Source organism: Comamonas sp. GB3 AK4-5 (assembly GCF_041320665.1).
Classification (GTDB): Bacteria; Pseudomonadota; Gammaproteobacteria; order Burkholderiales; family Burkholderiaceae_C; genus Comamonas.
This window is the reverse complement of the sequence record NZ_CP166730.1, coordinates 4,488,807-4,513,201: the sequence shown is the minus strand read 5'-3', so window position 1 is coordinate 4,513,201 and position 24,395 is coordinate 4,488,807. Positions and strand designations below refer to the sequence as shown.

The window sequence follows — 24,395 nt, the reverse complement described above, 5'->3', positions numbered from 1 at the left end:
TGGCGGCTTTAGGCGGCGGGGACGTCCCCGGCCAGAAACATCACATCGCGCGCCAGCGGAACCAGGTGCTGGCCATTGTCCACACTCAGCGTGCAGCCGGTAATGGCCGGGTTTTCGGCCAGAAACACGCCGGTGCGCGCCACATCGGCTGCGGCCAGCGGGCGGCGCAGCAGGTTGATGCGGGCGGTGCGCTGGTAATTGGCATCGCTTTGCGGGCCGCTGGGGTACATCAGCCCCGGCGAGATGCCCACCACCCGCACGGCCGGTGCCAGGGCCTGGGCCTGCAGGGCCACGGCCCGCTCCAGCGCCAGTTTGGACAGGGTGTAGGAAAAATAATCGGGGTTGAGGTTGTGCACCTTCTGGTCCAGCACATGGATGGCTACAGGGCTGTGGCTGCCTTCCAAGGGCGAGCGCGCCAGGCGATTGGCCCATTCCGCCGTCAGTGCCAGCGGCGCCAGGGTGTTGGTGTGCAGCTGGTGGTCGACCTTGGCCCAGTCCTGGTGAAAGTCCTGGGCGCTGTCGGGCTCGAAGGTGGAGGCGCTGTGGACCAGGGCCGTGGGCAAGGTGGCGGTGGCGGCCGTGAAGGCGTCCAGCAGGTCGGGCAGGGCCTGGCGGTCGGCCAGGTCGGCCTGCAGCGCCACGGCCTGCACGCCCAGGGCCTGCGCTTCGGCGCAGGTGGCGGCGGCCGCATCGGCGCTGTGGCGGTAGTGGCAGGCCACGTTCCAGCCGGCGCGGGCAAAGGCCAGACAGAATTCGCGGCCCAGGCGCAGGCCGCCGCCGGTGATCAAAACCCAGGGTGTCATGTACATCGCGCAGCAGTGGAAAAAGGCGGCGCTGGAGCGGGCAGCCCAGGGCCGGGTGGGGCCTCCAGCTTGCGCAGCGGTTCGGCGGGCCGCCAGCGGCGACAATCCCCGGATTGCACAGGGCGCCGGCAGCGGCGGGCGGCCGAGAGAAAGCGACAAGATGGAAAGCTCTGAAAGTTTACCGGGCGCACTGACGTCCCACATCCAGCAGGCCATTGCCGCACAGGGAGGCTGGCTGCCGTTCGACCGCTTCATGGCGCTGGCGCTGTACCAGCCCGGCCTGGGCTATTACGCCAATGACAGGGCCAAGTTCGGCCAGATGCCCCAGTCCGGCAGCGATTTTGTGACCGCGCCCGAGCTGTCACCGGTGTTTGGCCAACTGCTGGCCGTGCAACTGGCCGAGGCCTTGGCGCGCACCGGCACCGACGAGGTCTGGGAGTTCGGCGCCGGCACCGGGGCACTGGCGCTGCAACTGTTGCAGGCGCTGCAAGCGCTGGGCGTGCAGATTCGCCGCTACACCATTGTCGACCTGTCGGGCACGCTGCGCGCACGCCAGCAAGAGACGCTTTCCGCGTTTGCCGGCCTGGTGCACTGGGTGGACCAACTGCCGGAACAATTCGGCGGCGTGGTGGTGGGCAACGAGGTGCTGGACGCCATGCCGGTGCAACTGCTGCAGCGCAGCCAGGGCCGCTGGCACGAGCGCGGTGTGGTGGCCGAGGGGGCGGGATTTGCCTGGCAGGACCGGCTGAGCGATCTGCGCCCGCCGCTGGACATTGAGGGCGAGCACGACTACCTGACCGAGATCCACGCCCAGGGCGAGGCCTTTATCCGCACCCTGGGCGAACGCCTGGCGCGTGGTGCGGCCTTTTTCATCGACTATGGCTTTGGCGAGTCGGAGTACTACCACCCGCAGCGCCATATGGGCACGCTGGTCTGCCACTACCAGCACCAGGTGGACAGCGACCCGCTGGACAAGGTGGGCCTGAAAGACATCACCGCCCACGTCAACTTCACCGGCACGGCCGTGGCAGCCCAGGACGCCGGCTTTGAGCTGCTGGGCTACACCACCCAGGCGCACTTTCTCATCAACTGCGGGCTGCAGCAAAAACTGGAGCAGCTCACGCTGGTCCAGCGCGCTCCAGCACTCAAATTGATGCTGGAACACGAAATGGGCGAGCTGTTCAAGGTGATAGGCCTGGTCAAGGGGCTGGAGCCTTGGGATACACGCGGCTTTGCCAACGGCGACCGCACGCACAGGCTGTAATCCAGCATGGGTGCAGCGAACCACTCTGCCCCCGCCCATGTCACTGCTGCGCGCTGGTGCTGGATGCTGGGTCTGGATGGCTTGCTGCTGGCCCTGCTCTGGCATGAGCACCTGCGTCCTGCAGCCATGCCTTTTGCCTTGGGCAGCTTGCTGACGATGCTGTGCACCATCCAGGCATGGTGGCATGGGCTGCGTCGCCTCTGGCTGACCTGGCGGGTGCACCAGGTGTTTGGCGCATCCATAGACCACCTGCGGCCTGTGCCCTTGGCACGGAGCTATCGCCTGCTCAGCGCGCTGGGCGATGTGCTGATCGCGCTCACGCTGCTGCTGACGCAGCAGCCCTGGCTGGCCGCAGGCTACACAGGGGCCGCGTTGCTGGTGCATGGCCTGTTGTGCTGGCATGCACGACCACCAGCGCGCACGGGCTCCGCATGACGCGCTGGTGGGGTGGGGACAGCGGGAGCGGGTTCAGCGCGCCACGCGGCTGCCGTTGCGCACGTCGTAGGCCTGCTGGTCCTTGAGGTCTATGCGGTAGATCTCGCGCGTGACATTGCCGGCAAAGCCCAGCTCGACGATGGACACCGTGTCCAGCGTGGTGGTAAAGCCCGAGGGCAGAACCTGGTTCAGGCGCTTGGCAGTCTCGGCCATGGCTTGTTCGATCTCGGGCGTGTAGCGGGTCTCGCTATAGACCAGGGTGTTGTGCGGGTTGTGGCTGCTGACCAGCTTGCCGCCTTGCTCCACGTTCACGCCGCTGACGCCCACGGTTTGCACCATGGACTTGGCCGAGTCGTTCATGCGGGTGTAAACCGGCCCGGTCACGCGCGGCAGCGGGCCGTCACGCAGCGGGGCCAGGGCTGCAGTGGCACGGGTGTTGAAGTCCATCATGGCCGTATAGGCCGCTCCCGACTTGACCACGCCCAGGTCCAGCCACCAGGGCTTGCCTGCACCTTTGGCGGCCTCGGTGGGGTAGAAGTTCTTCAGGTGCACATCCTTGAGCACGGGCGGCAGCGTGGGCAGGGCAGCCAGCATCTTGCGCGGCGTGGCCGGATCGGCACTGTGGATATGCACCACGGTGATATGGGGCAGGTTGAAGGTGAGGGCCTCGGCGTTGAGTTGCTGGCGCTGCAGGGCCTGCAGCACCACGGGGGTGACCTGGCTGTCCAGCACAAAGGTGGCGTCCGCGGGCAGGCGATACACCAGTCCATAGGTGGTCTGGTGGGCGCGGAACTCGCTGCTGGCCAATGCCTTGTTGTCCACTCCTTGGGAGGCTGCGCCAGGGGCGGTGCTGCCGCAGGCGCTCAGCAACACAGCGCTGGGAATGAGGGCGAGAAGGTGGAAGCGGGAGAGGTAAGACATGACAGGGACTGCGGTAGAGGCGAAAGAGAAGGCGTTTGCCGGCAGCCTGCCCTCTGCGGGCAGGTGCTGGCTGTGGGCAATGTAGGCAGGCCATATGTCGTGACCGTGACGAAGCGCCGCACCCAGCGGCAGCCGGTCTACACTGCAGGCCATGATTCGCTGGATGCTGCTGATGTTCATCTTGCTGGTGCTGGTCAACAGCGCCACGGGCTGGGTGCGCAAGATTGGCCTGGGCCGGCTGCCTGGTGACTTCAGCTTGCGCATTCTGGGCCGCGAGGTGTTTTTGCCCTGCGCCAGCGCGGTGCTGATGACGATGCTGATGTTCAGTGCCATCAAGCTGCTGGCTTGGATGATGTAAGACCCCCCCTGAGTCGCCTTCGGCGCCTTCCCCCCGCTCTCGCTTCGCTGCGCTCGCGGGCTGGGGGACGCTGCCAGCGCGGCGGGGCGGCCCTTGCGCGGCAGCCCTGGTATGGGCGTGTCAGGTTTATGCGGTTGGGGCCAAGCCCGCTTTGCCGTAGCACAGAGAACTCCATGGCCATCGCATATCGGTTTCTGCAGGATGCGAACAGATTGAACTCACTCAAACCCATGCAGCAAGCGCTATGGATGCTCTTGTTTTTGCATGGACGCTTGCGCTAGCTTGTAAAAGCGATCTCCGGCTTCACGTACAAGGCTGGAGCTTTTTGAAGGATTTGCATGACCACGCCCGACACCCAGCACATCGTCTGCCCCCATTGCCATAAAACCAACCGCGTGCAGAGCGCGCAGCTGGGAAGTGGGCCGGATTGCGGCAGCTGCCATCAGCCCTTGTTTACCGGTGAGCCCGTGCAGCTGGATGCGGACAGCTTTGCCAAGCAGGTGGGGCGCAACCAGATTCCTGTGGTGGTGGATTTCTGGGCGCCCTGGTGCGGCCCCTGCCGCATGATGGCCCCGGGCTTTGCCCAGGCTGCGCAGCAGATGGAACCTGCCGTGCGCTTTGCCAAGCTGGACACCGAGGCCTATCCCCATGTGGCTGCACCCTTCAATGTGCGCAGCATTCCCACCATGATTTTGTTTGAAAACGGTGTGGAGAAAGCCCGCGTTTCCGGCGCCATGCCACCCGGGGAAATCGTGCGCTGGGTGCAGTCGGTGCTGTAGAGGGATTTGCAGGCCTTGGCGCTGTGGTCAAGGCTGAAGCTGCAAAAAACGTAGCTCTTTATGCAGCTACGGCTTGCGCTGCAAGCTGTTTCAATGCACGGGTCAGCGCGGCGATATCGGCCTCGCTGGTATGCCAGGCCACCGAGGCCCGCACCACGGCGGGCAGGCCTCTGGCCTGCATGTCCAGTGGCGTATAGCCCATGCCGCTGGCGGCCACCTGAATCTCTTGTTCCAACAACGCCTGCTGCACTTGGGCAGGGGTGTAGCCCTCCAGCGTGAAGGGCAGGATGCCGCAGTCGGCGGGCACGTCGCCCAGGTGCTGCAGCGTCAGCCCCGGCACGCCGGCCAGGGCGGTGCGCAGCTGGTTGGCACGCTGGGCGATGGCGGCAAAGCGCTGGGCCCAGCCTTGGGCCTGGGCAGTGTCCAGCGCGGCCAGCAGGCCGAGTTTGAGCGCCATGGAGGCTTCGGACTGCTCCAGCACGCGCGCGTCGCGCCGCAGTACGGGGCCGTTGGCGGTGATGGGGCAAGACAGGTGATCCACCACCTGGGGGCGCAGCTTCTCGACAAAGCCGGGTTTGAGGTAGACCACACCGGTGCCGCGCGGGGCGCACAGCCATTTGCGGCCGGGGGCCGTGAGCGCATCGCATTGCAGGGCCTGCACATCCACGGGGATATGGCCCAGGGCCTGGGCTGCATCGATCACATAGGCAATGCCATGGCGGGCGCAGAGCCGGCCCAGGGCGTGGGCGTCGTACACGGTGCAGCCATTGGCCGGCACCCAGGTCAGGGTGATGAGCTTGACGCGCTCCAGCTGCGTCTCCAAGGCCACCAGGTCCAGCGCGCCCTCGGGCGTGCAGGGCATGGTCTCCACCACGCAACCGGTGCGGGCCGAAAGCTGCAGCAGCATGGCGTAGTTGCCACCCCATTCGCCGGGCGCCACCAGCACCCGGTCGCCTGCGGCCAGCGGCAAGGCGCCGACCACGGCATTCCAGCCATGGCTGTTGCCCGTGGTCAGGGCGATATCGGACGGGGCGCAGTGCAGCAGCTCGGCCAGCCGGGCGTACAGCTGCTGCAGCTGGGGCTGTACCTGCTGGGCAGCAACAAAAGAGCCCATGGTCTGCTCGCGCTGCATGTAATCGGCGACGGTCTGGAGCACATTGCCCGGCATCAGACCGCCGGCGGCTTGGTTGAAATAGTGCATGGGGGAGAGGATGGAAGATGGTAGAAGGCAGCAGCAAATCCTAGGGCATGCTGCCCACGCCGTCTGTAACCAAGCCCGCTACTGCCTGCAGATTTACAGCGCAGCCTGGGTGCGCAGCTGCGCCAGCTCATCGTCGGTGAACACGCGCGAGCGGGTGAGAAAGGCCTTGCCCTCCGGCCCTTCCAGCGACAGCGTGCCGCCGCCATGGCCGTTGATGACGTCGATGATGAGCTGGGTGTGCTGCCAATACTCGAACTGCGAGCGGCTCATGTAGAACGGCAGGCCGCCGATATGGCCCAGCAGCACATCGCCCGGGCCTATGGTCAGCTCGCCCTCGATGTAGCAGTTGGCCGCGCTGTTGTCGCAGCAGCCACCGGATTGGTGAAAAAACAGTTTCGGCCCGTATTTGACCTGGAGGAGTTCAATCAACTCCAGGGTCGCAGGAGTGGCGATCACACGCTCGACCATGGTGCTCTCCTTGCTATGCAACTTGATGGCCTTGTGCGCGCCGTATCTGCGCTAGCGGCCGATTTGTTGAAAATTTCTTTTCAATACAGCTTGCCGGAAGTTCGGTTGACGGAGGTCGCCGCAGGCGAGGCGCAGACCCGAAGACAGTAGCAGCGCTACGGCGAGGGTCTGCAACGAAGCATCCGGCGTTCTCCCTCCACCGCCCAGATCAGAAGAAGCCGAGTTTGGATTCGGTGTAACTCACCAGCAAATTCTTGGTCTGCTGGTAATGGTCCAACATCATCTTGTGGTTCTCCCGACCAATGCCGGACTCCTTGTAGCCGCCAAACGCGGCGTGGGCCGGATAGTGGTGGTAGCAATTGGTCCATACGCGGCCGGCCTTGATGGCGCGGCCCATGCGGTAGGCCACATTGCCGTTGCGGCTCCAGACGCCGGCGCCCAGGCCGTAGAGGGTGTCATTGGCAAGGGCCAGGGCCTCTTCCTCGGTCTTGAAGGTGGTCACGGCCAGCACGGGGCCGAAGATTTCCTCCTGGAAGATGCGCATCTTGTTGTGGCCCTTGAAGATGGTGGGCTGCACGTAGTAGCCGCTGTCCAGCTCCTTGCCCAGCTTGGCCTGTGCGCCACCAATCAGCACCTCGGCCCCTTCTTGCTTGCCCAGGTCCAGGTAGGAGAGGATTTTGGTGAGCTGCTCCTTGCTGGCCTGGGCGCCCATCATGGTGCTGGGGTCCAGCGGGTTGCCATGCTGGATGGCGGCCACGCGTTGGAGCACCCGCTCCATGAACTTGTCGTAGATGGATTCATGGATCAGTGCCCGGCTGGGGCAGGTACAGACCTCGCCCTGGTTGAAGGCAAACAGCACCAGGCCTTCGATGGCCTTGTCCAGAAAGCCGTCGTCCTTGTCCATCACGTCGGCGAAGAAGATATTGGGCGATTTGCCGCCCAGCTCCAGCGTGGCCGGAATCAGGCTGTTGGCCGCCGCCTGGGCAATCACCCGGCCGGTGCTGGTGGAGCCGGTGAAGGCGATTTTGCCAATGCGCTTGCTGGTGGCCAGGGGCATACCGGCCTCGCGGCCAAAACCGTTAACGATGTTGAGCACGCCCGGGGGCAGCAGGTCACCAATCAGCCCGGCCAGGATCAGGATGGAAACCGGCGTTTGCTCGGCGGGCTTGAGCACCACGCAGTTGCCTGCGGCTAGCGCGGGCGCCAGCTTCCAGGCCGCCATCAGAATGGGAAAATTCCAGGGAATGATCTGCCCCACCACGCCCAGCGGCTCGTGGAAGTGGTAGGCCACGGTGTCGTTGTCGATCTGGCTGATGCCGCCTTCCTGGGCGCGTATGGCGCCGGCAAAGTAGCGGAAATGGTCGGCTGACAGCGGAATGTCGGCGGCCAGTGTTTCGCGTATGGCCTTGCCGTTGTCTACGGTCTCCACATAGGCCAGTAGCTCGCGGTGGGCATCGATGCGGTCGGCAATCTGCAGCAGCAAATTGCTGCGCTCGGTGGTCGAGGTCTTGCCCCAGGCGTCGGCTGCGGCATGGGCGGCGTCCAGCGCCTTTTCAATGTCGGCCGCCGTGCCGCGTGCCACACGGGTGTAGACGCTGCCGTTGATGGGGGTGACCACGTCGAAATACTCGCCATTGCTGGGCGGCACCCATTGGCCGCCGATGTAGTTGTCGTATTGGTCTTGGTAGCGGTGCAGCGCGCCAGTCTGGCCAGGGAGAACATAAGTCATGACAAGCCTCCAGAAAACAAGTGAATAGCAAATGGGTTGTGGCGCACCACCGTTGTGCAGCGGCAGGCTCCGACCCTTGCATATTCCCCCTGGAGGCGCTGGGCATACGTTACGGTTTTCCCTCTTCGGGTCATCCTGCAGCGAGGCAGGACAGACGGCGCTTGCCCGCGCCGTCAGCAGAGGACGGCAGACGGAAAAAGCAGCTATTTGCTACGTGCTGCAGACGTGGTGATACAAACCTCTGGTTACGAAACCAGAGGTTACGAAAGCGTGCAGGCGGGCGCAAGCCCAGCGCCGTGGCAAGGCATCCAGACCCTTGAGGAAGTTGGACTTGCGTGCGTGGCTCGCTCGCCATAGCCCGCCGCACTGGCAGGTGCAGCCCAGGGCCTTGCAAGGCATGCTGCTGCAGCGGGTGGCTCAGAGCGTGTTCACGATCTCTACGCAGGCGCGTTGAAGCGCAATCGGGATGAGTTCGAAGTGATGGGGCGCAGCTTGCACCGGGGTGCAAGCAAGAGCCAGCGCGAAGAAATCGCCCGATTTCGCTCCAACCCTTCGGGCCAGTGCCTTTGCGGGCGGTCTACGGTGTTGCGAATCCTCGCAATAGCGCGGCTATTGCTGCGGTATCGCGCCTTGTATCCCATCCCGCAAAGACACTGGCGCACCGCGAGGAGATTGTGAACACGCTCTCAGGAGGCCCTGACCAATATCGTCAAGCACCGCCGTCCGCCTGGTGCGGTTGGGTCTGGGCCTGGGCCATGCAGCTCCCCAGGCCGGCACTGCCACCCTGGTGCTGCGCATCGCGGACGACGGCATAGGCTTCGACGCTCCGGCCGCGCTGGGCTTGGGCATAGGCTTTTCCAGCATGCGCGCCCGCATGGAGCGCATGGGCGGCAGCCTGCAAGTCAGCTCCCGGCCCGGCGAGACCCTGATCGAGGCGGTACTGGGGACAACGCCGCCCCAAAATACCTAAGTTTGGGGATGGTCTGTAACTATTTGATTCAGTTTAATCATGGCCTGAAAACCCGCCGCAGACGGCGGGCCGTCAAGGACTCAAGGCCATGCACCCACACTCTCTTTTCCATCCTGAGGCCAAGCGCACTGCGGCGCAGTCGGCGGTTTTGCCGCTGGCTGCCTTGCTGCTGACCGGCGCGGTTGCCCACGCTCAGTCTGTACCCGACGCCGGCAGCCTGCAGCGTGAGACCGAGCGCAGCCTGCAGGCCCCGCACCTTGCCCCCGCGCCCCAGGCGGCCCCCGCCACCAGGCCCATGGCAGCCGATGCCAAGGCCGTGCGCGTCACCGTGCAGCGCATCGCCATCGAAGGCGCGACCCTGATCCCCACGGCCGAACTGGAGGCCCTGGTCGCCAGCCAGCTGGGTCAGTCGCTGACCCTGGCCGAACTCGAACACGCCGCCCAGACCCTGGCCGAGCACTACCGCCAGCGCGGCTGGTATGCCCGCGTCTACCTGCCCCAGCAGGATGTGACGGGCGGCACGGTGCGCATCCAGGTGCTCGAAGGCCGCTACAGCGGCTCCAGCGTGCAGCACAGCGGTGAACGCGCCGACGCCGCTGCCGTGCAAGCCACCGTCACCCAGCGCCTGCAGCCCGGCCAGCCCCTGTCCTCCGCCGACCTGGAGCGCGGCCTGCTGATCGCCAACGACCTGCCCGGCATCGCCGCCAGCGGCACCCTGCAGGCGGGCCAGGCGCAGGGCGACACCGCCCTGGTCGTCAGCGTGCAGGACACGGCCTTCATCACCGGCGACGCGGGCCTGAGCAACCACGGCATCAAATCCACGGGCCGGGTGCAGGCCTCGGGTGGCCTGGCCTTGAACAATATGAATGGCAGTGGTGACCAACTGGCCTTGCGCCTGCTGGCGGCCCAGGACATCCGCAGCGCCCTGGTCCGCTACAGCCTGCCCCTGGGCCGCAGCGGCCTGCGCCTGGCCGCCCATGCCTCCACCCTGGACTACCAGTTGGGTGGCAGCTACAAGGCGCTGGATGCCGAAGGCAAGGCCCATACCGGTGGCCTGAGCCTCAGCTACCCCCTGATCCGCCAGGCCGAGCGCAACCTGAGCCTCAGCGCGGGCTACGAGCACCGCCGCTACGACGACGACATGCAAAGCCTGGCCCTGCGCCGCCATCGCATCAACGCCTTGACCCTGGGAATCAGCGGCGACCTGCGCGACAGCCTGGGCGGCGGCGGCATCAGCTGGGGCGGGGTCAGCCTGGCCAGCGGCCGCCTGAACCTGAATGGCATTGCCAGCGACGCCGCCCAGGACGCCGTCACCGCCAAAACCCAGGGCAGCTACACCAAACTGGCCTGGAACCTGGCCCGCGTGCAAAGCCTGGGCGCCCTGGGCCCCGGCTGGCAAGTCCAGGCCAGCGCCAGCGGCCAATTTGCCAGCGGCAACCTCGCCAGCAGCGAGCGCATGACCCTGGGCGGCCCCAGCCAGGTGCGCGCCTACCCCGTCAACGAAGCCAGCGGCGACCAGGGCCTGTTGCTCAAGCTTGAGCTGCAAAAAGAGCTGGGCCAGGGCTGGCAGGCCGTGGCCTTCTACGACGCGGGCCACATCCGCCAGCACAAAAACACCTGGGCGGGCTGGAGCCCCAACGGCCAGCCCAACCGCTACAGCCTGCAAGGCGCAGGCCTGGGCGTGAACTGGAGAACGCAAAACTGGCAACTGGCCGCCAGCATCGCCGCACCCATAGGCAGCAACCGGGGGGAAGACGCCCAGGGACGCAATAACGACGGCAGCAAAGCCAGTAGCGTGCGCGGCTGGCTCAGTCTGACGCGGCTGTTCTGAGCACTATCAAAAACAAAGCTGCTTGCGCTTTCTTCTAAAGAGTTTCAAAGCAAAAACCATCTGAAACAAAGACAGAACAAGCGCTGGCAGCTCTCAAAACCGAAACGACTTACGCCAATCAGGTTCAGAAGTCCTCACCGAATATTCCAGGAGCCCACACCATGAACCACAGCTACCGCCTGGTCTGGAACCAAGAAGCCCAACGTTACGTCCCCGCCCCTGAATGCGCCAAGGGCCGAGGCAAATCCAAAGCTGGCAAAGCCCTGGCCCCCGCTGCCGTCCTGCTGGCAGCCGCCTTTGCCCTGCCCACCTGGGCAGCGCCGCCAGCGGCCAACGCCTTGCCCACGGGCGGCCAGGTCGTCTCCGGCAACGCCAGCATCGGCCAGTCCGGCAGCCAGATGACGGTGAACCAGAGCAGCCCAAAAGCCATCATCGACTGGACCAGCTTTGACATCGGCAAAAACGCCGGCGTCACCTTCGTCCAGCCCAATGCCAATGCCGTAGCGCTCAACCGCGTCACGGCGGGCGATGCCAGCCAGATTCATGGGCAGCTCAACGCCAACGGGCAGGTCTGGCTCATCAACCCCAACGGCGTGGTGTTTGGCCAGGGCAGCAAGGTCGATGTGGGCGGCCTGGTCGCATCCACGCTGAACATCACCAACGCCGACTTCAACAACGGCAACTACCGCTTCACCCGCAACGGCGCCACCGGCAGCATCAGCAACCAGGGCGAAATCACGGCCAAGGATGGCGGCACTATTGCCCTGCTGGCCCCCACCGTCCGCAACGACCGCATCATCCGCGCCCAGCTCGGCACCGTAGCCATGGCCGCAGGCGACCAGATCACCTTGCAAGCCGGGGCCAACGGCCTGCTCAATGTGCAGGTCGATCCCGCCACCGTGCGCACCTTGATCGAGAACAAACAGCTCATCGTCGCTGACGGCGGCCAGGTCATCATGACCGGCAAGGCCGCCGATGCGCTGTCGGCCAGCGTGGTGGCCAACACCGGCACGATTCAAGCGAACAGCTTGCAAGCCAAAGACGGAAAAATCCTGCTGATTGCCGACATGCGCCACGGCGAGACCAAAGCGGCGGGCCAGTTCGAAGCCAAGTTCGTCGACACCAGCGCCGCCACGGTCAGCATCGACAAAGACCTGAAGGTCAACACCGCTGGCGGCGAGTGGCTGATTGACCCGGTGAACATCACCATCGACGCCAACAAGGCGCAGGCCATTGAAGCTGCGCTGGGCAAGGGCAACGTAACGGTTTCCACTGCTGATGTCGCCAACAACACCGGCTGGGGAGGTGGAACCAACGGCACGGGCTCCGATCCGGGCGACATCCACGTCAATGCCGACATCACCTACACCGCCAACCAGCTGACCCTCCGTGCCGACCGCGACATCAACGTCAATGCGCACATCAACGTGAATGGAGCAGGCACGCTGGCACTTAACCACGGCAGCAGCGCCAACGTGAACGTCAAGGGCCAGGTGAATTTTGAGAAAACCGGCACCGACCTGCTGGCCATCAACGGCGCGAACTACACCGTCATCAAGGACGTGACGGCCTTGCAAGGCATGTCCGGCACCAGCCATTTCGCTTTAGGTGGTCACATTGACGCCAGCGCCACGGCGGGTTGGAACGGTGGTGCGGGCTTTAACCCCTTGGGCTTGTCCGGCGGCGTTTTCGACGGCTTGGGTCACACCATCAGCGGGCTGACCATCAACCGCCCAGACCTAGACAACGTGGGCCTGTTTGGCAGAGCCGAAAATTCCACGCTGCGCAACGTGGGATTGGTGGGTGGAAGTGTGGCAGGCCGTAACGATGTCGGCGCCTTGGTAGGCTGGAACGTAGCGCATAGCGGTGGCACGGCCCGCATCACTAACGCCTACGCCACGGGCAACGTCACGGGCAACGGCACGAGCATCGGCGGGTTGGTGGGCTCCAGCGCCGCCAATGGGGGCACGGCCATCATCAGCCATGCCTATGCAACGGGCAATGTGACAGGCCCCAGCCACACTGGCGGCCTGGTTGGCACCCTGAGCGCAGGCGGCGCAGGCGCGACCAGCAGCATCACCCACGCCTACGCCACCGGCCGAGTGCAGGGTGGCGCCTACGCAGGCGGGCTGCTGGGCTACAACACGGTTGGCTCTAATGGCGTGACCCACATCGAACAGGCCTACGCTACAGGGGCTGTTTCGGGGACGACCATCACCGGCGGCCTGGTGGGCTTGAACTACGCCAATGGCGGCACGGTGCGTATCCGCAACACCTATTGGGATCGCGCAAGCACCGGAAAGGCAGGTGTGGGCGAGGGAGCTTCAGAGAATGGAGGCACGCTGGACATCAACAACAACGCGGCCATCGACGACACCAACCGCTACCAGCACGCCAGCTACGCCCAGCTCGGCACCTGGTCGGAAACCACCACCGGCTCCGGTGTCTGGCAGGCCGCCGACGCCGCCGGCGTGCAGTGGATCATGATCGAGGGCCAGACCCGTCCCTTCCTGGCCAGCGAATACAGCACCACCATCCGCAACGCCCACCAGCTGCAGCTGATGGCCTACGACCTGGGCGCCAGCTACCGCCTGACGAGTCACATCGATGCCAGCGCCACTGCCGGCAGCAACGCCAGTGGCATGTGGAGCAGCCAGGGTTTCAGCCCGGTGGGTACCGGCGAATCTGGGGTGGATAAGCGCCCGTTCACCGGCGCCTTCGACGGCCAGGGCCACACCATCGGCGGCCTGACCATCAACCGCGGCGGGCAGAACTATGTGGGCCTGTTTGGCTGGTCCGCCGGCACGCTGCGCAACGTCGGGCTGGTGGGCGGCAGCATCGTCGGTAGGCTCTTCACCGGTGCGCTGGCGGGTCTGAACAACGGCGTCATTACCAATGTCTATGCCACGACCTCTGTGTCGGGCTACCAGGATGTGGGCGGGCTGGTGGGCCGAGGCTTTGAATCGAGCCGCATCACCAATGCCTACGCCACTGGTGCAGTGCATGCGAGCGACGGCTACGTCGGCGGGCTGATAGGCCTCAACAACGGCCGCATCGCCAACACCTATGCCAGCGGGACGGTGACCTCTGCTACGAGTTCGAGCGTAGGGGCTCTGGCGGGCTTTACTTCCGACGACATCACTGCCAGCTTCTGGAATACCGAGACGCAACCCGGAATGTCGGGGGTAGGGGGGGGACATGGTGACCCCACCGTTTCCGTCACTGGCAAGACCACCGCCGAGCTGCAGCAGCTGAAAACCTTTGCCGACGCCGGCTGGGACATTGACGACGCCGGCGGCTCCGGCAAGGTCTGGCGTATCTACGACGGTCACAGCGGCCCGCTGCTGCGCGGCTTCCTGACGCAGGTGACGGCCGATATCGGCGACTTCACCAGCGTTACGGCCTACGACGGCACCATCCGCAGCGGGAGCGTCGGCAGCTACACCCCCAATGTTCCCGGCGCGGCCCTGCAGGGCCAGGCCCGCTTCACCACGACCAGCGCGAACGCCGGCACCTACCGTGTGCAAGGCGGCACGCTAGGCGTCAGCGGCCTGTGGTCCGACAGCCAGCAGGGCTACGACATCAGCTATGCCGGCAGCTACACCATCGACCGGGCCACGCTGACCGTCAGCGGCACCACCGTGGCCAACAAAACCTACGACGCCAGCCGCGACGCCAGCGTCACGGCGGGCAGCCTCGTCGGCCTGGTGGCAGGCGAAACCCTGGGCGTCAGCGCCAGCGGCTACTTTGATTCCAAGAACGCCGGCGTCGGAAAGACTGTCACCGCCCAGTACACCCTGGCCGATGGCAGCGGGCCCAACGCCGGCCTGGCCAGCAACTACCGGGTCGATAGCAGCACCCACACGGCCACCATCGACCGGGCCGGGCTGACCATCACCGTCAATGACGCCAGCAAGCTCCAGGGCATGACGGGCTCGCTCAACGGCAGCACCGGCTTTACCGCCACCGGCCTGCAGGGCGGTGAGCGCATCGCCAGCGTCACCCTGGCCAGCGACGGCACCCGGGCCGACGCCAAGGTGGGCAAGCACGGCATCCTGGCCAGCAACGCCCAGGGCGGCTGGGGTTTTGACGCAAGCAACTACGACCTCACTTACGAGGCCGGCACGCTCACCGTCACCCCTGGCGTCCCCGAGGGCGGCAACATCTGGCACGCCCAGCACCCGCAGCTGCTGGCTGGTGCACCGGCCTTCGCCACCCTGCCCGCAGGCCAGCCGGCCGGCGGCGTGCCCTTCCTGGAGCTGGAGCCTGGCTACATCCGCGTGCCCGAGGTGCAGTGAGGCAGTGGCCTTCGCCAAAAAATTAATAAAACTGCTGTAACCGTTTGGTATGCAAGCGGCTACAGCTATTAAAAACAAAGCAATTTAAGAAAGCCCGCCATGAACCACAGCTACCGCCTGGTCTGGAACCAAGAAGCCCAACGTTACGTCCCCGCCCCTGAATGCGCCAAGGGCCGAGGCAAATCCAAAGCTGGCAAAGCCCTGGCCCCCGCTGCCGTCCTGCTGGCAGCCGCCTTTGCCCTGCCCACCTGGGCAGCGCCGCCAGCGGCCAACGCCTTGCCCACGGGCGGCCAGGTCGTCTCCGGCAACGCCAGCATCGGCCAGTCCGGCAGCCAGATGACGGTGAACCAGAGCAGCCCAAAAGCCATCATCGACTGGACCAGCTTTGACATCGGCAAAAACGCAGGCGTCACCTTCGTCCAGCCCAATGCCAATGCCGTAGCGCTCAACCGTGTCACGGCGGGCGATGCCAGCCAGATTCATGGGCAGCTCAACGCCAACGGCCAGGTCTGGCTCATCAACCCCAACGGCGTGGTCTTCGGCCAGGGCAGCAAGGTCGATGTGGGCGGCTTGGTCGCATCCACGCTGAACATCACCAACGCCGACTTCAACAACGGCAACTACCGCTTCACCCGCAACGGCGCCACCGGCAGCATCGTCAATCAGGGCGAACTCACGGCCAAGGACGGCGGGTATGTCGCCCTGCTAGCCCCCACCGTCCGCAACGACCGCATCATCCGCGCCCAGCTCGGCACCGTAGCCATGGCCGCAGGCGACCAGATCACCTTGCAAGCCGGGGCCAACGGCCTGCTCAATGTGCAGGTCGATCCCGCCACCGTGCGCACCTTGATCGAGAACAAACAGCTCATCGTCGCTGACGGCGGCCAGGTCATCATGACCGGCAAGGCCGCCGATGCGCTGTCGGCCAGCGTGGTGGCCAACACCGGCACGATTCAAGCGAACAGCTTGCAGGCCAAGGACGGAAAAATCCTGCTGATTGCCGACATGCGCCACGGCGAGACCAAAGCAGCGGGCCAGCTTGAAGCCAAGTTCGTCGACACCAGCGCGGCCACGGTCAGCATCGACAAAGACCTGAAGGTCAACACCCATGGCGGCCAATGGCTGATTGACCCGGTGGACATCACCATCGACGCCAGCAAGGCGCAGGCCATTGAAGCTGCGCTGGGCACCGGTAATGTGACCGTCTCCACCAGCAACGGCCACACCAACCCTGGTGAAAGTGACGCCAACAACGGCAGCGACCCTGGCGACATCCACGTCAATGCCGCCATCACATACACGCAAAACAAGCTCACGCTCAACGCCGACCGCAACATCAACCTGAATGCTGCCATCAGCGTCAACGGCATGGGCACGCTGGCGCTGAACTACGGCACGCAGGGCAACATCAACGCCAGCTTTGGCGCAAACGGCGGCTTTGCGGGCAAGGTGAACTTTGCACAATCGGGCACGGGCCTGCTGGACATCAACGGCAGCGGCTACACCGTCATCAAGGATGCGGCGGCTTTGCAGGCCATGAACGGCAACCTGTCTGGCAAACACGTGCTGGGCGGCGACATTGACGCCAGCGGCGTGACGGACTTTGTGCCTATTGGCAGCAGCCCCGCCTCTGCATTCACCGGCGTCTTTGACGGTCTGGGCCACACCGTCAGCGACCTGACTATCAACCGGCCCGACCAGGATAGGGTAGGCCTGTTTCGTGCAACCGACGCTGCCACGCTGCGCAATGTGGGGTTGGAGGGCGGCAGCGTGACGGGGAAAGACTATGTGGGCGGACTGGTGGGCTACAGCGCCAACGCCAGCATCAGCCATGCCTATGCCACGGGGGCTGTCACAGGTGCTAAATATGTGGGCGGGCTGGTGGGAAAAAACAGCAGCTCCTGGAACAACGCCAGCGCCAGCATCAGCCATGCCTATGCCACGGGGGCTGTCACAGGCGCTAACTATGTGGGTGGGCTGGTGGGCGAAAACAGCAGCTCCCGGAACAACGCCAGCGCCAGCATCAGCCATGCCTATGCCACGGGGGCTGTCACAGGCGCTAACTATGTGGGCGGGCTGGTGGGCTCCAACAGCAGCGCCTGGGACAGCGCCAGCGCCAGCATCAGCCATGCCTATGCCACGGGGGCTGTCACAGGCGCTGACTATGTGGGCGGGCTGGTAGGCGAAAACAGCGGCTTTTGGGACAGCGCCAGCGCCAGCATCAGCCATGCCTATGCCACGGGGGCTGTCACGGGCACTCGGTCTTCTGTGGGCGGGCTGGTAGGTGACAAAAGGGGCGGCGGCAGCATTACCGAGAGTTTTTGGAGTATTACCACCACCGGTCGATCCAACAGCGCAGGCGGCCTGGGCAAAATGGCGGCAGAGCTGGCCGACGCCAACCTCTACAGCAACTGGGACAGCAGCGTCTGGAATCTGAATTTGACAGGCCGTGGCAGCACGGTGGCAGGCTATGAAATGGCCCGCCTGCCCTCGCTGGCAGGCATGACCCGCACGCAGGATGTGCAGGGCATCACTCTGTTCGCGGGCGGCATGGGCACAGTGGGCGATGCCTACAGCATTACCGACTGGCAGCAGTTGCAGAACATCAACCACGGCGCGGACACGCTGGCCGGGTATTACCAGCTAAATGCCGACTTGAATAAGAACAGCGTGGGCTACTCTGATTTTGCCAGCGCCACAGCCAATGGCGGCCTGGGGTGGCGGCCGATTGGCGATGGAAATACCGATCGCTTTATGGGCGTCTTCAAAGGCCAGGGGCACACCATTGGCGATCTGGTAGTGAAGGTCACCAGTCCCAACTTCACCGCGGGCAACGGGGAGACTTATAGCGATGCGGGGTTGTTTGGCACTACCAGGGATGCATGGATTGAGCAAGTCGGCTTAATAAATGCCACGGTATCGGCCAGCGGGGCGGATATCAACCGGGCAGGAGCGCTGGTGGGGTCTGTTTGGGGTAACACAACCATTATCCAAAGCTATGTCAGCAACGCCAACGTGACGGCATCGGGCGGCACTAGCAGCTATGCAGGCGGCTTGCTGGGCCGCTCTTCTGGCATTGCTGCCACAGGCAGGCCAAACATTACGCACAACTATGTCAGCGGCGGCACGGTCCAAGCACAAGGTGGCAGCCAGTTCAGCGAAGCTGGTGGCTTGGTGGGGGCGATGGGCGGAGGCGATATTGACCAAAGTTACGTCAGCACCACTGTCAGCGCAGAGAGCACAAGTGGTTACATCTATGCAGGGGGGCTGACGGGGGCGTTTTCCACCACTGGGCAGTTCAGCAGCACCGCGACCAACAGCTTTTGGAACAGCAGTTTGATCAGCGAGAGCAAAGGCGGCACTGGCAAAACCGCCGAAGAACTCAAGCAGGCCAGCACTTTTGCAGGCTGGGACCTTTCCGCCAACGGCGGCGAGGCCACTATCTGGCGCATTTACGAAGGCCAAAGTGGCCCACTGCTGCGCGGCTTTTTGAAGCAGATCACGGTGACGGCAGATGCCTCGCAAACTGGAAAAACCTACGACGGTACAGCCGCCAGCGGCACGGCCACTTACACCACCAACGTGACTGGTGCAACGCTGAACGGCAGCCTGGACTACGCCACCAACAGCAAAAACGCGGGCGACTACAGCACGGCAGGCGGCGGCTTGACGCTGAGCAAAAACCTGTATTCCGGCCAGCAAGGCTATGACATCAGCTACGCCACGACCAATGCGGCGCTGACCATTGTCCAAAAAGCCATCACAGTCACCGGCATGACGGCGGACAACAAAGCCTACGACGGCACCACCACAGCCACCTTGAGCGGCGGCAGCCTGAGCGGTGTGCTGGGGACTGACACCGTAACCTTAAGCGGCCAGAACGGTGCGTTTGCCAACAAGAACGCGGGCATCGGCAAAACTGTCACCGTCAGCAGCATCACCTTGGGCGGCGACGATGCGGGCAACTACACCGTCACTCAGCCCACGGGTTTGACGGCCAACATCACCGCCAAGGCCTTGACCGTCACCGGCATGACGGCGGACAACAAAGCCTACGACGGCGGCACCACAGCCACCTTGAGCGGCGGCAGCCTGAGCGGTGTACTGGGGACTGACGCCGTAACCTTAAGCGGCCAGAACGGTGCGTTTGCCAACAAGAACGCGGGCATCGGCAAAACTGTCACCGTCAGCAGCATCACCTTGGGCGGCGACGATGCGGGCAACTACACCGTCACTCAGCCCACGGATTTGACGGCCAACATCACCGCCAAGGCCTTGACCGTCACCGGCATGACGGCGGACAACAAAGCCTACGACGGCGGCACCACAGCCACCTTGAGCGGCGGCAGCCTGAGCGGTGTGCTGGGGACTGACACCGTAACCTTAAGCGGCCAGAACGGTGCGTTTGCCAACAAGAACGCGGGCATCGGAAAAACTGTCACCGTCAGCAGCATCACCTTGGGCGGCGACGATGCGGGCAACTACACCGTCACTCAGCCCACGGGTTTGACGGCCAACATCACCGCCAAGGCCTTGACCGTCACCGGCATGACGGCCGCCAACAAAACCTACGACGGCGGCACCACAGCCACCTTGAGCGGCGGCAGCCTGAGCGGTGTACTGGGGACTGACGCCGTAACCTTCAGCGGCCAGAACGGTGCGTTTGCCAACAAGAACGCGGGCACCGGCAAAACCGTCACCGTCAGCGGCATCACCTTGGGCGGCGACGATGCGGGCAACTACACCGTCACTCAGCCCACGGGTTTGACGGCCAACATCACCGCCAAGGCCTTGACCGTCACCGGCATGACGGCGGACAACAAAGCCTACGACGGCGGCACCACAGCCACCTTGAGCGGCGGCAGCCTGAGCGGTGTGCTGGGGACTGACACCGTAACCTTCAGCGGCCAGAACGGTGCGTTTGCCAACAAGAACGCGGGCACCGGCAAAACCGTCACCGTCAGCGGCATCACCTTGGGCGGCGACGATGCGGGCAACTACACCGTCAGCCAGCCCACGGGCCTGCAGGCAGACATCGACAGGGCAGCCATCACCATCAGCACCGATGCGGTGAGCAAAACGTACGACGGCACGACCAGCGTGGCGGGCGGTGCAGCCAAGGTGATCGTTGGGCAGTTGTTCGGTAGCGATGCGCTGTCTGGCGGCAGCTTTGCCTATACCGACAAGAACGCAGGCGCGAACAAGACCGTGAACGTCAGCGGCATGGCGGTGAATGATGGCAACAACGGCGGCAACTACGACGTGAGCTATGTGGCCAATACCGGCAGCACCATTGATAAGGCGGCGCTGACGATTAGCGCTGGCGATGCCCGCAAAACCCAGGGCGAGGTGCTGGCGCTGGGCAGCAGCACCGGCTTTACCGTGGGCACAGGCTTGGTCTCTGGCGAGACCGTGGGCAGCGTGCAACTGAGTAGCCCCGGCACACCGGCTGGCGCGGCGGTGGGTCGTTACGACATCCACGCCAGCGGTGCCAGCGGCAGCGGTGGCTTTGATGCCGGCAACTACGCCATTACCTACGAAAAAGGCCAGCTGACGGTGGCGGCAAGCCCTGTGCCACCACCGGGCAGCCCTGTCATCGACGTTCCGTCAGGCGGCGCCATCTGGCTGGCACAGAGCCGGCATGAAAGCGTTGCGTCTGATAGCCAATCCTGGTTGAGCGTCATGTCCCCGGTCTTGCCGCAGGCTGGCGGCAGCCTGTCCGTGGCGGGCGGCGTGCCGAATCTGACGCTGGCGCCGGGCTTTATCCGCGTGCAGGAAGGGGAGTGAGGGGCCTGGCTGATTGGTTGGCAGGTCGGCGTTGCTCAGCCTGCCATCCAGTTCGCAATCGCTTGTTCACGCGCTTTGCTCACGGCGTCGCCAATGGCCTTGCCCTTAAGCCCTTGGGCTGCGGCGGCCTGGGCGACGGGGGCGGTTTCCACGGCCAGGGCGGCTTGTAGCGCGGCCAGCAGGCGTGGGCGCTGGGGGTAGGGCGTGTTTTCAAAACCGGTGCGGCCGCGCGCATCGCATTCGCAGGCGAGCAGGGCCTGGGCAAAGCGCGCGGGTTTGCGGATGGCGTCGCAGCGCTCCAGCAGGCGCAGCACGGCGGCGGCATTCAGCTCGCCACTGCGGTGGATGTTGCCGTGCTCGCGCGCCACCACATCGGCCAGCTCCTTGCTGTCAGTGGGTACGCGCCAGCGTTCGCACACGGTCTGCAGCAAGCGGGCGCTGCGCTGCTCGTGGCCGATATGGCGCGGCAGCATATCGGCCGGCGTCGTGCCCTTGCCAAAGTCATGGCACAGGCAGGCAAAGCGCACGGTCAGCGGGGCTTGCAGCTGGGCCGCCATGTCCAGCACCAGCATGGCGTGCACGCCGGTGTCCACCTCAGGGTGGTATTCGGCGCGCTGGGGCACGCCCCAGAGGCGGTCCAGCTCGGGCAGCAGCACCTGCAAGGCGCCGCAGGCGCGCAGCAGCTCGAACATGCGCGAGGGCTTTTCCTCCATCAGCCCGCGGCTGATTTCCTGCCACACGCGCTCGGGCACCAGGTGGTCGACCTCGCCGGCTGCCACTATCTCCCGCATCAGCTCCAGGGTTTCGGGGGCCAAGGTGAAGTCGGTGAAGCGCGCTGCAAAGCGGGCCACGCGCAGAATGCGCACCGGGTCTTCGCGAAAGGCGTCGGTCACATGGCGCAGCACCTTGGCCTGCAGATCGGCCTGGCCGTTATAGGGGTCAAAAACGGCTGCAGCGCTTGCCCAGTCTGCGGGTGCAGCTATGGCGTTGATAGTGAGGTCGCGCCGCGCCAGGTCTTCTTCCAGCGTCACATCGGGCGAGGTATGCACCACAAAGCCGCGATATCCCATGCCACTCTTGCGCTCGGTGCGGGCCAGCGCGTATTCCTCATGCGTTTGGGGGTGGAGGAACACTGGGAAATCCTTGCCCACGGGCATATAGCCCTGGGCCGTCATTTGCTCGGGCGTGGCACCTACCACCACCCAGTCGGTGTCATGCACCGCACGCCCTAAAAGACGGTCGCGCACCGCGCCGCCCACCATGTAAATCTTCATAGGCCAAAGTGTAGGTGGCGGCACGCGGAATGGCGGCCATTTCCCGCACTCGGCTTTCTGGCAATGGACGCTGCCCATTCAGGGGCGCCCAGCAAGGGCCTGCCGCGGCCTTGGCGCCGTCCCCTTTCCCGATTTGCGCAGCAAAGCTGCTCAGGAGGATGTCCCCGAGTCCCGCGACAGCATGCCGCTGGCCTTGCGGTAAGGCTCTTCAAAATCGCGAAAGTCTTTTTCTTCCAGGGCCGCCACAATCCATTCGCGCAGGGCGGGTAGGGCCAGCACGCGCTCGACATAGGCCTGGATATTGGCCGGAATAGGCAGGCCATAGCGGTCCAGGCGCAGGCACACCGGGGCGAAGAAGGCATCGGCCATGCTGAAGGCGCCAAACAGCATGGGGCCGCCATGGGTGGACAGCTGCTGGCCCCACATATCGATCAGGCGGTAGACGTCATCGCGCACGCCGGCTTCCTCGGCCCAGATCTTGGCGCCCACCTCGTGCAGATGGGCTTCCACATTCATGGGGCAGTGGCTGCGCAGTGCGCCAAAGCCGCTGTGCATCTCGGCGCACAGGCTGCGGGCACGGGCACGGTCGGCCATCGGTGTGGGCCAGATGCCGGCCTGGGGAAAGCGCTCATGCAGGTACTCGGCAATCGCCAACGAATCCCAGACGGCCAGCCCATCGTCCACCAACAACGGCACCTTGCCGGTGGGCCCCAGGGCCAGCAAGGTTTGCTTGAAGTGCGAGTCGGGGGCAAAGCTGTCAAAGCGCACCTGCATCTCTTCAAACGCAATGCCCAGCTGGCGCAGGGCCAGCCAGGGACGCAGCGACCAGGAGGAGTAGTTCTTGTTGCCTATATACAGCTGGAGCATGGAGATTCCTTTCCGTGTGAACTGTGGCAGGGGTACATACCCCTGTATGGGATCGTGGTGACGCTGATGTCGTGCCTTGCTGTAGCGGCAGAAGGGTTGGAGACCGTGATGCGAATGATCTTGCGCTTCGTCGTTTCAGACAAGGGGAAAACGAGCGGGCAAAGACGAGGTGTTGCCCAGCCTGGCATCAGAAATTCTCAAATTAATCAGTGCCAAATATATCTCTTGTATAGACTTTGGGCTTGACATCATGTAGTTCTGCGCTCATTCGGTTGGACAGAATGATGTCGGACATATTCTTGAAAACGGCGAGGTCTTTAATTACAGGAGCTTGGGAGAATGAATGCGCTTCTAGCGTAGGCTCATAAATGATGGTCTCTATTCCATGGTTTTGTAGATTTTTGATGATTTCTTGAACACTGGATGTGCGAATATTGTCTGATTGTGCTTTCATCGTCAGGCGATGTATTCCTACAACCTTGGGATTCTTTTTGAGGACCTCGCGCGTGATGAAATCTTGGCGTATTTTGTTGGCGTCGATGATGGTGTGAATCAGTTTTTGCGGAATTTCTTGATAGTTTGCCAGCAGCTGTTGGGTATCTTTGGGGAGGCAATAACCACCATAGCCAAAACTGGGGTTGTTGTAATAATCACCAATGCGAGGGTCGAGACAGACACCGTAGATGATGCGCTGGGTGTCCAACGCATGTGAGGCCGCATAGGTGTCAAGCTCGTTGAAATAGGCGACCCGCAACGCAAGATAAGTATTGGAGAACAGCTTGATGGCTTCGGCCTCGGTGCCGCTGGTGAAGAGGGTGGGTATTTCCTGCTTCAGCGCTGCCTGTGTCAGAAGGGCGGCCAACATTTCCCCGCGCTCGCCTTGATCACCGATGATGATGCGTGATGGGTAGAGGTTGTCATGCAGCGCTTTGCCTTCACGAAGGAATTCGGGGCAGAATATTAAATGGATGGTGCGCTGATAAAACTCCGCCAAAGTCTCGCGTAGTTTCTGGGTATACCCGATGGGAACGGTGGATTTAATCACTATCGTTGCGCCTGGGGCCGTGGACAGTGCATCGGAGATGACAGACTCAATAATTTGGGTATTGAGTTGGCCGGTTTTTTCGTCGTAGTTGGTCGGGGTGCAGACAATGATGAAATCTGCACCTCTGTAGGCTTCTGCGGAGTCGGACGTGGCCTTGATACGGAGCGGCTTGTTGGCAAGGTAGTCTTCAATTTCCGCATCGGAGATAGGAGATTTTCTTTGGTTGATCAGGTCGACTTTGGGCCGTGAAATGTCAAAAACAAGCACCTCGTTATATTGTGCGAGAAGAATGGCATTTGCCAGACCCACATAACCTGCTCCGACAACGGTGATTTTCATTTTGATATCAGTGAATAGAGAGTGGG

Annotated in this window: 16 protein-coding genes; 8 read left to right on the top strand and 8 right to left on the bottom strand. The window is 63.8% G+C overall.

The window, feature by feature from the left end; translation table 11 throughout:
* Positions 1 to 8: 8 nt before the first annotated feature.
* The gene (locus ACA027_RS20040; RefSeq protein ID WP_370679943.1) at positions 9 to 803 is read right to left on the bottom strand and encodes an SDR family oxidoreductase; all 795 of its coding nucleotides are present in this window, start codon (positions 801 to 803) and stop codon (positions 9 to 11) included.
* A 160-nt stretch (positions 804 to 963) separates the two neighbouring features.
* On the opposite strand from ACA027_RS20040, the gene ACA027_RS20035 reads away from it, so the two are divergent.
* Both ACA027_RS20035 and ACA027_RS20030 read left to right on the top strand, forming a co-directional pair.
* Positions 964 to 2,067, top strand: a complete 1,104-nt coding sequence (locus tag ACA027_RS20035) for a class I SAM-dependent methyltransferase (protein WP_370679942.1) — start codon at positions 964 to 966, stop codon at positions 2,065 to 2,067.
* Positions 2,068 to 2,073: 6 nt separating this feature from the next.
* Positions 2,074 to 2,502, top strand: a complete 429-nt coding sequence (locus tag ACA027_RS20030) for a hypothetical protein (protein ID WP_370679941.1) — start codon at positions 2,074 to 2,076, stop codon at positions 2,500 to 2,502.
* 33 nt (positions 2,503 to 2,535) lie between these two features.
* Here ACA027_RS20030 and ACA027_RS20025 read toward each other — a convergent pair whose 3' ends face one another.
* Positions 2,536 to 3,423, bottom strand: a complete 888-nt coding sequence (locus ACA027_RS20025) for a hypothetical protein (RefSeq protein ID WP_370679940.1) — start codon at positions 3,421 to 3,423, stop codon at positions 2,536 to 2,538.
* A gap of 151 nt (positions 3,424 to 3,574) precedes the next feature.
* Between ACA027_RS20025 and ACA027_RS20020 the strand changes: the two genes are divergently transcribed.
* Positions 3,575 to 3,781 (top strand): DUF2905 family protein, encoded by a 207-nt coding sequence (locus ACA027_RS20020; protein WP_370679939.1) that lies wholly within the window; start codon positions 3,575 to 3,577, stop codon positions 3,779 to 3,781.
* A 338-nt stretch (positions 3,782 to 4,119) separates the two neighbouring features.
* Positions 4,120 to 4,560, top strand: coding sequence for a thioredoxin TrxC (trxC, locus tag ACA027_RS20015; protein WP_370679938.1), 441 nt, complete (start codon positions 4,120 to 4,122; stop codon positions 4,558 to 4,560).
* A gap of 58 nt (positions 4,561 to 4,618) precedes the next feature.
* Here trxC and ACA027_RS20010 read toward each other — a convergent pair whose 3' ends face one another.
* The 3 genes from ACA027_RS20010 to ACA027_RS20000 all read right to left on the bottom strand — a co-directional run bounded on the left by ACA027_RS20010 (position 4,619) and on the right by ACA027_RS20000 (position 7,958).
* Positions 4,619 to 5,761, bottom strand: coding sequence for an aminotransferase class V-fold PLP-dependent enzyme (locus ACA027_RS20010; protein ID WP_370679937.1), 1,143 nt, complete (start codon positions 5,759 to 5,761; stop codon positions 4,619 to 4,621).
* A gap of 93 nt (positions 5,762 to 5,854) precedes the next feature.
* The gene (locus ACA027_RS20005) at positions 5,855 to 6,229 is read right to left on the bottom strand and encodes a DUF779 domain-containing protein (RefSeq protein WP_370679936.1); all 375 of its coding nucleotides are present in this window, start codon (positions 6,227 to 6,229) and stop codon (positions 5,855 to 5,857) included.
* 208 nt (positions 6,230 to 6,437) lie between these two features.
* Positions 6,438 to 7,958, bottom strand: a complete 1,521-nt coding sequence (locus tag ACA027_RS20000; protein ID WP_370679935.1) for an aldehyde dehydrogenase family protein — start codon at positions 7,956 to 7,958, stop codon at positions 6,438 to 6,440.
* A 730-nt stretch (positions 7,959 to 8,688) separates the two neighbouring features.
* Between ACA027_RS20000 and ACA027_RS19995 the strand changes: the two genes are divergently transcribed.
* The 4 genes from ACA027_RS19995 to ACA027_RS19980 all read left to right on the top strand — a co-directional run bounded on the left by ACA027_RS19995 (position 8,689) and on the right by ACA027_RS19980 (position 20,844).
* On the top strand, positions 8,689 to 8,928 hold the full coding sequence (locus tag ACA027_RS19995) for a hypothetical protein (RefSeq protein ID WP_370679934.1): 240 nt from the start codon (positions 8,689 to 8,691) through the stop codon (positions 8,926 to 8,928).
* A gap of 88 nt (positions 8,929 to 9,016) precedes the next feature.
* Positions 9,017 to 10,759 (top strand): ShlB/FhaC/HecB family hemolysin secretion/activation protein, encoded by a 1,743-nt coding sequence (locus tag ACA027_RS19990; RefSeq protein WP_370679933.1) that lies wholly within the window; start codon positions 9,017 to 9,019, stop codon positions 10,757 to 10,759.
* Between the two features lie 161 nt (positions 10,760 to 10,920).
* Positions 10,921 to 15,057 carry a filamentous hemagglutinin N-terminal domain-containing protein gene (locus tag ACA027_RS19985; RefSeq protein ID WP_370679932.1) on the top strand — a complete coding sequence of 1,379 codons (4,137 nt, stop codon included), beginning with the start codon at positions 10,921 to 10,923 and terminating at the stop codon, positions 15,055 to 15,057.
* A 99-nt stretch (positions 15,058 to 15,156) separates the two neighbouring features.
* Positions 15,157 to 20,844, top strand: a complete 5,688-nt coding sequence (locus ACA027_RS19980) for a YDG domain-containing protein (RefSeq protein WP_370679931.1) — start codon at positions 15,157 to 15,159, stop codon at positions 20,842 to 20,844.
* A 35-nt stretch (positions 20,845 to 20,879) separates the two neighbouring features.
* On the opposite strand, the gene ACA027_RS19975 is transcribed toward ACA027_RS19980, so the two are convergent.
* From ACA027_RS19975 to ACA027_RS19965, 3 genes are all read right to left on the bottom strand, one after another.
* Positions 20,880 to 22,118 carry a multifunctional CCA addition/repair protein gene (locus ACA027_RS19975; RefSeq protein ID WP_370679930.1) on the bottom strand — a complete coding sequence of 413 codons (1,239 nt, stop codon included), beginning with the start codon at positions 22,116 to 22,118 and terminating at the stop codon, positions 20,880 to 20,882.
* A 150-nt stretch (positions 22,119 to 22,268) separates the two neighbouring features.
* Positions 22,269 to 22,985, bottom strand: a complete 717-nt coding sequence (locus tag ACA027_RS19970; RefSeq protein WP_370679929.1) for a glutathione S-transferase family protein — start codon at positions 22,983 to 22,985, stop codon at positions 22,269 to 22,271.
* Positions 22,986 to 23,187: 202 nt separating this feature from the next.
* Entirely contained in the window at positions 23,188 to 24,369 is a 1,182-nt protein-coding gene (locus tag ACA027_RS19965) for a nucleotide sugar dehydrogenase (protein WP_370679928.1), read from the bottom strand.
* Positions 24,370 to 24,395 lie beyond the last annotated feature (26 nt).